This window comes from Pseudomonas sp. GD03858 (genome assembly GCF_029840925.1).
Taxonomy (GTDB): domain Bacteria; phylum Pseudomonadota; class Gammaproteobacteria; order Pseudomonadales; family Pseudomonadaceae; genus Aquipseudomonas.
Genome location: NZ_JAOCDM010000166.1, coordinates 1 through 8,397, shown reverse-complemented (window position 1 = coordinate 8,397; position 8,397 = coordinate 1). Strand labels below are relative to the sequence as shown.

9 protein-coding genes are annotated in these 8,397 nt (G+C 63.6%); 3 read left to right on the top strand and 6 right to left on the bottom strand.

Annotated elements, in window-relative coordinates; all coding sequences use genetic code 11:
* Positions 1 to 43: 43 nt before the first annotated feature.
* Both N5D48_RS25000 and N5D48_RS24995 read right to left on the bottom strand, forming a co-directional pair.
* Positions 44 to 943 (bottom strand): LysR family transcriptional regulator, encoded by a 900-nt coding sequence (locus N5D48_RS25000; protein WP_279888721.1) that lies wholly within the window; start codon positions 941 to 943, stop codon positions 44 to 46.
* Positions 944 to 991: 48 nt separating this feature from the next.
* Complete coding sequence (locus N5D48_RS24995) at positions 992 to 1,891, bottom strand: DMT family transporter (RefSeq protein WP_279888719.1); 900 nt, start codon at positions 1,889 to 1,891, stop codon at positions 992 to 994.
* A 133-nt stretch (positions 1,892 to 2,024) separates the two neighbouring features.
* Between N5D48_RS24995 and N5D48_RS24990 the strand changes: the two genes are divergently transcribed.
* From N5D48_RS24990 to N5D48_RS24980, 3 genes are all read left to right on the top strand, one after another.
* Positions 2,025 to 2,462, top strand: a complete 438-nt coding sequence (locus tag N5D48_RS24990; protein ID WP_279888717.1) for an Lrp/AsnC family transcriptional regulator — start codon at positions 2,025 to 2,027, stop codon at positions 2,460 to 2,462.
* 498 nt (positions 2,463 to 2,960) lie between these two features.
* Positions 2,961 to 4,493, top strand: coding sequence for an NCS1 family nucleobase:cation symporter-1 (locus tag N5D48_RS24985; protein ID WP_279888716.1), 1,533 nt, complete (start codon positions 2,961 to 2,963; stop codon positions 4,491 to 4,493).
* Positions 4,494 to 4,509: 16 nt separating this feature from the next.
* Positions 4,510 to 5,238, top strand: a complete 729-nt coding sequence (locus N5D48_RS24980; protein ID WP_279888715.1) for an aspartate/glutamate racemase family protein — start codon at positions 4,510 to 4,512, stop codon at positions 5,236 to 5,238.
* A gap of 99 nt (positions 5,239 to 5,337) precedes the next feature.
* Here N5D48_RS24980 and N5D48_RS24975 read toward each other — a convergent pair whose 3' ends face one another.
* From N5D48_RS24975 to N5D48_RS24960, 4 genes are all read right to left on the bottom strand, one after another.
* Positions 5,338 to 6,531 (bottom strand): D-amino acid dehydrogenase, encoded by a 1,194-nt coding sequence (locus N5D48_RS24975; protein WP_279888714.1) that lies wholly within the window; start codon positions 6,529 to 6,531, stop codon positions 5,338 to 5,340.
* Between the two features lie 45 nt (positions 6,532 to 6,576).
* Positions 6,577 to 7,239, bottom strand: a complete 663-nt coding sequence (locus N5D48_RS24970; RefSeq protein ID WP_279888713.1) for a histidine phosphatase family protein — start codon at positions 7,237 to 7,239, stop codon at positions 6,577 to 6,579.
* 213 nt (positions 7,240 to 7,452) lie between these two features.
* Positions 7,453 to 7,791 (bottom strand): FKBP-type peptidyl-prolyl cis-trans isomerase, encoded by a 339-nt coding sequence (locus N5D48_RS24965; protein ID WP_279888712.1) that lies wholly within the window; start codon positions 7,789 to 7,791, stop codon positions 7,453 to 7,455.
* Positions 7,792 to 7,870: 79 nt separating this feature from the next.
* Entirely contained in the window at positions 7,871 to 8,278 is a 408-nt protein-coding gene (locus N5D48_RS24960; protein WP_279888723.1) for a GFA family protein, read from the bottom strand.
* Positions 8,279 to 8,397: the final 119 nt, after the last annotated feature.

Sequence of the window (8,397 nt, the reverse complement as noted above, 5' to 3'; positions counted from 1 at the left end):
AAAAAGCGCCGCGAGTTATGGTCGTTATTTGTGAAACACCACACTAGGTGCCGAGTCGATACGCCAGACACCGCTCACGCAGCGCCTGTACCAGCAGGCTCACCTCGGGGCTGTGCCGATAGGCCTGCGGATAGCCCACGTACATCGGCACCTCCCGCGCTTGCTGGTGCCGCAGGTTGACCCGGCGTAACCGTCCTTCGGCGAGCCCGTGCTGGACGCGATGCAGCGGCAACCAGGCGAAGCCGAACCCTTGCTCGACGAAACGCTCGGCCGTCGCCAGGCTGCTCACCGTCCAACGCTGGGAGGTACCCAGCCAACCACTGCTCTGGGGGTTGCGCACCCCGGAGTCACGAATCACCAACTGGCGATGCTGCTTCATATCGTCCAGGCTCAACGGATCATCCTCCCGTCCCAGGGGATGACCGGCGCCGACCACGCAAACCAGCGTCACATTGAACAGGAACTCCTGCAGGTACCCGGACGGCAGGCTGCTGGCGATGCCCAGCTCGACCTTGCCGTCTTCCAGCAATTCGCGGGTGCCGGACAACGCGCTCTCGTACAGGCGGATTCGGTGATCCGGATAGCGTTCGGCGAAATCCGTCAACAGCTGTTGCAACAACTCCATGGGGAACAGCACGTCCACCGCCAACGCCTGTTCGGTGAACAACCCCGGCTGGTACTGGTTGGCCAGGTCCTCGAGCTTCTGCGCCGCCCCCAGCAAGTGCTTGGCCTGAGGCAGCAGCGCCCTGCCCAATGGAGTGAGCACGGCCTTGCGGCCTTCGATGATGAACAGCTCCTGGCCCAGCAACTGCTCCATGCGGTTGACCGAATGGCTGATCGCCGACTGTGACTTGAACAGGTGCTCGCCGGCCTGCTGGAAACCGCCACACTCCACGGTACTGACGAACGCTTGCCACTGGTCGAGACTGATCCTGGAAAACATGGCTCCCTCCTTGTATGCCTGCGGGCCACGCATCCCGTGGCCGGATGATTATGCCCGATGCCGCGCAGGCTTGGCCGCGGGCCACCACCACCCCTGCTGCATGCCGGCCGCGGCCAACAGGATCAGTGCCACCCCCAGCCACTGCAATGGCGCCAGACGGTGACCGAAGGCCAGCCAATCGACCAGGATCGCGGCAATCGGGTAAATGAAGGACAACGCTCCAGTCAGCGCCGTGGGCAAGCGCTGGATGGCGCTGTACAACAGCACATACATCAACCCGGTATGCACGATACCCAGCGTCACCAGACTGCCGAGCGCTGGCAACGCGCCCGGCAGCGCGCCAGCATTCACCCAGGGAGCCAGCAGCAGCACGCCGGTACTCACCTGGACCAGGGCGATCAGGTGCGGTGGCGTGCCCGTCAACCGCTTGATGATCAGCGCCGCCACGGCATACAGAAAGGCGGCGCCCAGCGCCAGGGCGATACCTTGCAGGTACTCACCAGCACCGGCCTGCCCACTGCCACGGGCGCCGACGATGGCCAGCATGCCGAGAAAGGCCACGCTGAGCCAGGTCAGCTTGGCCGTGGTGATCTTCTCGCCCAGGAACACCGCCGCCAGCCCCACCAGCATGAACGGCTGCACGTTGTACACCGCCGTACCGATGGCGATGGAGGCGCGAGAGTAGGAGGCGAACAACAGCACCCAGTTGCCGACGATCGCCACGCCGCTGGCCACCGCCAGCAGGAAAGTGGCGCGGGTCAGGATACCGGGCTTGAGAAAGCCCATGCCTGCGCAGATGGCCAGCAAGGTGATGGCGCCGAACACGCAGCGCCAGAACACCACCTCCAGGACCGGCTGCCCAGACACCATCACGAACCAGCCGATGGTGCCGGAGATCAGCATGGCGGCAATCATTTCCAAGGATCCACGGCGCAGCGAATTGTCCATTACATGCCTCCTGTCGACGATGGGCACAGTATGCGGAGGGTGAAGTGCAACCTTCCAGCGGATAGCGAAGGCAAGCCATAGATCCTGCCTTTACTATCAAGGCAAATCACGCCGATCACCTAACGAGGTGCTTATGACCGATGCCATCGACCAATTGCTGATCAACGCCCTGATGGAAGACTCGCGCCGCTCGCTCAAGGCCCTGGCCCAGGTCAGTGGGCTGTCGGCCCCCAGCGTCGCTGAACGGCTACGCAAGCTCGAGGAACGGGGTGTGCTGCGCGGCTACACCGTGGAGGTGGACCCGCGCAGCTTCGGCTACCAGTTGCAGGCCATCGTGCGCATTCGCCCGTTGCCGGGGCAGTTGCAGGAGGTGGAGCGGCAGATCGTGGCGATTCCCGAATTCACCGAGTGCGACAAGGTGACGGGCGAGGATTGCTTCATCGCGCGCCTGCACGTGCGCTCGATGGAGCAACTGGACACCCTGCTCGACCGCTTGAATGTGCTGGCCGAAACCAACACCGCGATCATCAAGAAGACCCCGGTGAAGCGGCGGCTGCCGCCAATGGCGTGAGACGCGGATCGTCTTGCGCCGGCATCTCCCCACGCCCGCTCTGGCGGCGACATCCTACAGACACAAAGAACATGTACACAAAAACGTCACCATAAGTGCCATTTTTGTGTGCAATAACTCAGGGTAACGCCCCAATAAGTTACACCCGTGCGATTATAAAATCTGACCAAATGATCAACTAAATTCATGTACAAAAAATAAACCTGCTCATTTGGTCAACTTATATTCCATTTATTTCATTTAGTTATCTTTCAACAAGATAAATATCAAAACATCCCCTTCTGAGCCGCGGCTCCTGGCTGGCATGGAACTGGCTTTTGTGTGTCTGTGTTTTGTATACAAAGTTGACGAAACATAAATACACAATAACTCGCAGCGTCGCTTCCCTATCGACCGTTGCGCCCTGAACCCAGAGATGCCAACGCCTGCACCGACGAGATGGCGAGCCCGTGCGCCAGCGCCCGCTCATCGCAGTCACACGCATCAGGAGCCGCCGGAATGAGTAGCAGTCTCCCCCTTGCCCCTGAACTTTCCGTTGCCACGACCTCTTCCCCCACCGCCCTCGACGGCCATGCCGCCGACCTGGAACTCAGCCCGCGCCTGCACAACCGCGACCTGGCCCCGACCAAGCTCGAAGGTCGCCGCTGGGGTGGCTACAGCATCTTCGCGCTGTGGACCAACGATGTGCACAACATCGCCAACTACTCCTTCGCCATGGGGCTGTTCGCCCTTGGGCTGGGAGGCTGGCAGATCTTCCTGTCACTGGCGATTGGCGCGGCGCTGGTGTACTTCTTCATGAACCTGTCCGGCTACATGGGCCCGAAGACCGGAGTCCCCTTCCCGGTGATCAGCCGCATCGCCTTCGGTATCCATGGCGCACAGATCCCCGCGCTGATCCGCGCAGTGATCGCCATCGCCTGGTTCGGCATCCAGACCTACCTGGCCTCGGTGGTCCTGCGCGTGCTGTTGACCGCGATCTGGCCGCAAGTGGCGGCCTACGACCATGACAGCATCCTCGGGCTGTCGAGCCTGGGCTGGATCTGCTTCGTGGCGATCTGGCTGGTGCAACTGGTGATCCTCGCCTACGGCATGGAGATGGTGCGGCGCTACGAAGCCTTCGCCGGCCCGGTGATCCTGCTGACGGTGGCCAGCCTGGCGGTGTTCATGTACTTCCAGGCCGACGCCCGCATTGCCTGGTCGGTCGCCGAGCCGCTCACCGGCTACGAGATGTGGCGCAACATCTTCGCCGGTGGCGCCCTCTGGCTGGCGATCTACGGCACGCTGGTGCTCAATTTCTGCGACTTCGCCCGCTCCTCGCCCTGCCGCAAGACCATCCGCGTAGGCAACTTCTGGGGCCTGCCGGTGAACATCCTGGTGTTCGCGGCCATCACCGTGGTGCTGTGCGGCGCGCAGTTCCAGATCAACGGCCAGGTCATCGACAGCCCCACGCAGATCGTCGCCAGCATCCCCAACACCGCCTTCCTGGTGCTGGGCTGCCTGGCCTTCCTGATCGTCACCGTGGCAGTGAACATCATGGCCAACTTCGTCGCCCCGGCCTTCGTGCTGAGCAACCTGGCGCCACGCCACCTCAACTTCCGTCGCGCCGGACTGATCAGCGCCACCCTGGCCGTGCTGATCCTGCCGTGGAACCTCTACAACAGCCCGCTGGTGATCGTGTACTTCCTCTCCGGCCTGGGTGCCCTGCTCGGCCCGCTGTACGGCGTGATCATGGCCGACTACTGGCTGCTGCGTAAGGGCCGCATCAACGTGCCCGAGCTTTACAGCGAGAACCCTAAGGGCGCCTACCACTATAGCCGCGGCATCAACCTGCGCGCCGTGGCGGCGTTCATTCCCGCCGCGCTGCTGGCCATCGTCCTGGCCCTGGTGCCGAACTTCCATGGGGTCGCGCCGTTTTCCTGGCTGATCGGTGCCGGCATCGCCGCCGCCATCTACCTGCTGATCGCACCGCGCAACTGCCACTACCACGACGTCAGCGGCGAATGCATCGCTGTCGACCACAGCAACCACTGACTCAGGGAGAACCGTCATGCGTATTCTGATCGCCAACGTCAACACCACCGAAGCCATCACCGAGGCCATCGCCGAACAGGCACGCAGCGTCGCCGCGCCCGGCACCGAGATCGTCGGCCTGACCCCCTGGTTCGGCGCCGAGTCAGTCGAGGGCAACTTCGAAAGCTACCTCGCCGCCATCGCGGTGATGGACCGGGTGCTTGCCTACGACCAGCCTTTCGATGCCGTGATCCAGGCCGGCTACGGCGAGCACGGCCGCGAGGGACTGCAGGAGCTGCTCGACGTGCCGGTGGTGGACATCACCGACGCTGCCGCCAGCACCGCCATGTACCTGGGGCATGCCTATTCGGTGGTGACCACCCTGGACCGCACCGTACCGCTGATCGAGGATCGCCTCAGGCTCTCGGGTCTGTACGAACGCTGCGCATCGGTGCGCGCCAGTGGCCTGGCCGTGCTGGAGCTGGAGTCCGATCCACGGCGTGCGGTGCAAGCCATCGTCGACCAGGCCGAGCGTGCCGTGCGCGAGGACAAGGCCGAGGTGATCTGCCTGGGCTGCGGCGGCATGGCAGGTCTGGACGAACAGATCCGCCAGCGCACCGGCGTGCCGGTGGTGGATGGCGTGAGCGCGGCGGTGACCATTGCCGAGTCGTTGGTGCGCATGGGCTTGAGCACCTCCAAGGTGCGTACCTATGCCACGCCAAGGGCGAAGAAGGTGGTGGGCTGGCCAATGCGTTTCGGCCGCTGATCTACCTATCGCAGGGCAAGCCCGCTCCCACGAATGATCTCTAGTTTCGCTGGCGCGATCCCTGTGGGAGCGGGCTCGCCCGCGATGGGACCGGGATGGTCAACGCAGCAGGCTCGCCAGTCGCTCGGCACTGCCGCAGGCCAAGGTGAACCCCAAAGCTCCATGCCCCAGATTCAGCCACAGGTTGCGATACCGTGTGGCGCCTATGATCGGCACCCCGGTCGGCGTCGCCGGGCGCATACCCGCCCACTCCACCGCCTGTCCGTAGTTGGCGGCCTGGGGCAAGGTTTCCTGGGCGAGCCGGCGCATGCTCCTCAGCCTGCCGGCATTCACCGAGTCGTCGTAGCCAACGATATCCACCATCGCCGCCACCCGTAGCTGATCATCCAGCCGGGCATAGACGATCTTGCGCTCGTAGTCGGTGATGCTCACCTCAGGCGCCTGGTGTGCGGCGCCGATCGGGGCGGTCAGGCTGTAACCCTTGAGCGGGTAGACCGGCAGTTTCAAGCCAGGCAGTTTCAAGCCGGCGCTAAGGTGCCCGGCGCTGAGTACCAGATGCTGGACCTCCAGCCGATCGCTGCCCAGCTCCAGCGCAACCACGCGATCATCGCGCGGCAGCAACCGTGTCACCGGCCGCCCCAACCACAGCCGACACTGTCCCGATGCCCGCAGCCGCTCGGCCAGACTCAGGCAGAAGCGGTGGCAATCGGCGACCTCTTCGTCAGGGGTGAACACACCGCCGACGAAGGATGCGCCGGCCAGGGCCGGCTCGAGTCGCCGCAGTTCCCTGGCGTCCACGACCTGCTGGTTGGCGGGGTCGAGCAGGTGCTCGCGTGCGCGGGTGAATGCCTGTTGGCTACGGAACGCGACCAGCTTGCCATTGCGCCGCCAGGCGAACCCCTGCAGACCATCTTCTTCCCGCCAGCGCCCCAGCACTGCCTGACTCTCCAGGGCCAGGGCCAGCAACTGCGCGGCATTGCGCTGATTGACACTCGTCCGGCACGCCATCACGAAGGCCACCAGCCAGCGCCATTGCGCAGGGTCCAAGCGCAGGCGCAGGCGCAATGGCGAGTCACCTTGCAGCAACCAGCCAAGTGCTTGCCAGGGCACGCCAGCGTCGGCCAGCGGCGCCACGTAGCGGTACGAGAGCTGCCCACCGTTGGCGAAGCTGGTGGCACTGGCCAGGCTGTCACGCGCCTCGATCAGATCGATCGAAAAGCCCCTGCGCACCAGCGCATACGCCGTCGCCAGGCCGACCACCCCACCACCGATCACCGTCACCCGCTGATCCATTCGCTCATCCCTGTGCCGACCTGATAGCCGGACAGTAGCAGCAGTTCAGGTCGGGCAGCCAGGATCCCCATGGCCGATGCCCTGGGACAGCGCACGACTGAGCAAGCTCGCCCGACCATCGCGCCAGGTCAGGGTCAGAACGTACAGGGTGTCGAAATCATCGCGGTGCCAGTCCTCGGCGAGCGTCCAGTCCTCACCCAGGGCCTTGCCGGCCACGGTATTGATCAGCTCCGGCAGATAGCCACGGGACCAGGCCGTGTAGACCGTCGCGTTGCGGTACTTGCTGCTCAGGAGTTCGTCGGCCAGGTCGGCGGTGTCGTTGGCGCCGAAGTCGATGTTCACCGGCAGGCCGAGGCGGATTGCGCTGGGACTGATGGTCACGAGCGGACGAATATAGCTGTAGCGCTGATCGTCGCTGCCCTCCTCGACGTGCCGCGAGGGGTTGGCGGCGAAGACATAGTCAGCCTCGCCGAAACGCTCGGGCAGCAGCGTGGCAAGCTCAAGGGCACGGTTGAGGCCCTGGCAGTTCAACTGGCCCAGGCCTTCGCTGGGTTTCTCGGCATGGCGCAGAAATACCAGCGTCTGGGTGCCGTCCACCGGTTGCGCGCGGCTTTCGACAGTATCCAGGGCCAATGGCACGAGCGCGGTGGCGAACGCCAGACCCAGCAGTAAGTGGCGGCGACGCTGGCGCAACGCAAAGAACTTCATCGCTGGCAGGCTCCTGTGGCTGAGGGTGTCGGGCCGCCCTGCCACACTGCCCCGCAGCCAAGGCTGCGGGGCTTCCCTGTCGTGGATGCCATCCGTGGCTGCAAGCGAGGCCCAGCGTGGCCTCGACCCGTTCGCGTTGTCCCTGACTGCGCATGCCTTCCATGACCAAGCGCAATCCTAGCGCACAGGTGTTGCTGGATTATTTCACCCGCCTCAGTCGTCGCGGGTCAGCACTTCAAGCAACTCGATTTCGAAGGACAGGTCCGAATTCGGCGGGATCGAGCCTACGCTACGTTCGCCATAGCCCAGATGCGCGGGCACCTGCAACTTGCGCTTGCCGCCCACGCGCATGCCCATCAAGCCCTGATCCCAGCCCTTGATCACCCGACCGGTACCGATCACGCACTGGAACGGCTTGCCCCGTGACCAGGACGAATCGAACTCGCTGCCATCGGCCAGCCAGCCGGTGTACTGGGTGGTGATCAGCGCGCCCTTGACCACGGCCTTGCCGTCGCCTTCCTGAAGATCGATGACTTGCAGCTCACTGCTCATGGCAGGTTCCTCGAAGCGGTTTTTCGTGGTCGCCCTTTTCTCAGGAATGCTTGGGTTTGGCAAGATGGGCCGTGCCGGGTCAGGTGAACTGCTCGAAGACCTCCTTGCCGGTCAGCTGTTCGGTCTCGTTGTTGAAGCAGTACCAAGTGGGCTTTTCGTCGATGAAAATCTGCTTGTTGAAATCCCAGTCTTGCTCGCCGTCGAGCAGGCCGACAGGGATTGCGTAGAAATCGTTCTGCTTGAGGCGGTAGAACAAATGCGTGCCGCACTGGCCGCAAAAACCGCGCTGGGCCCACTCGGATGAGTCATAGACGCTGGGCGCGTGGCCTTCGAAAAGCGGCGGCTGGCTGCAATCGACTACCAGCAGCGGGCCGCCGGTCCATTTGCGGCACATGCTGCAGTGGCAGGCGTTAACGTGGAGACTGTCTATGGTTACGGACAAGTGCGTGGCGCCGCACAGGCAACTGCCTTTTTTTTTCAGGCGCATGGGGGGGAGCTCCGGGCGGGGTGGGGGTTGGAGTATAGGCTTTGACTTGGGCTTCAGCTTCAGCTCAAGAGGGTGGGTTTTTATTTTTTTATGCGCATTCATTGGCGATGGCGACGCAC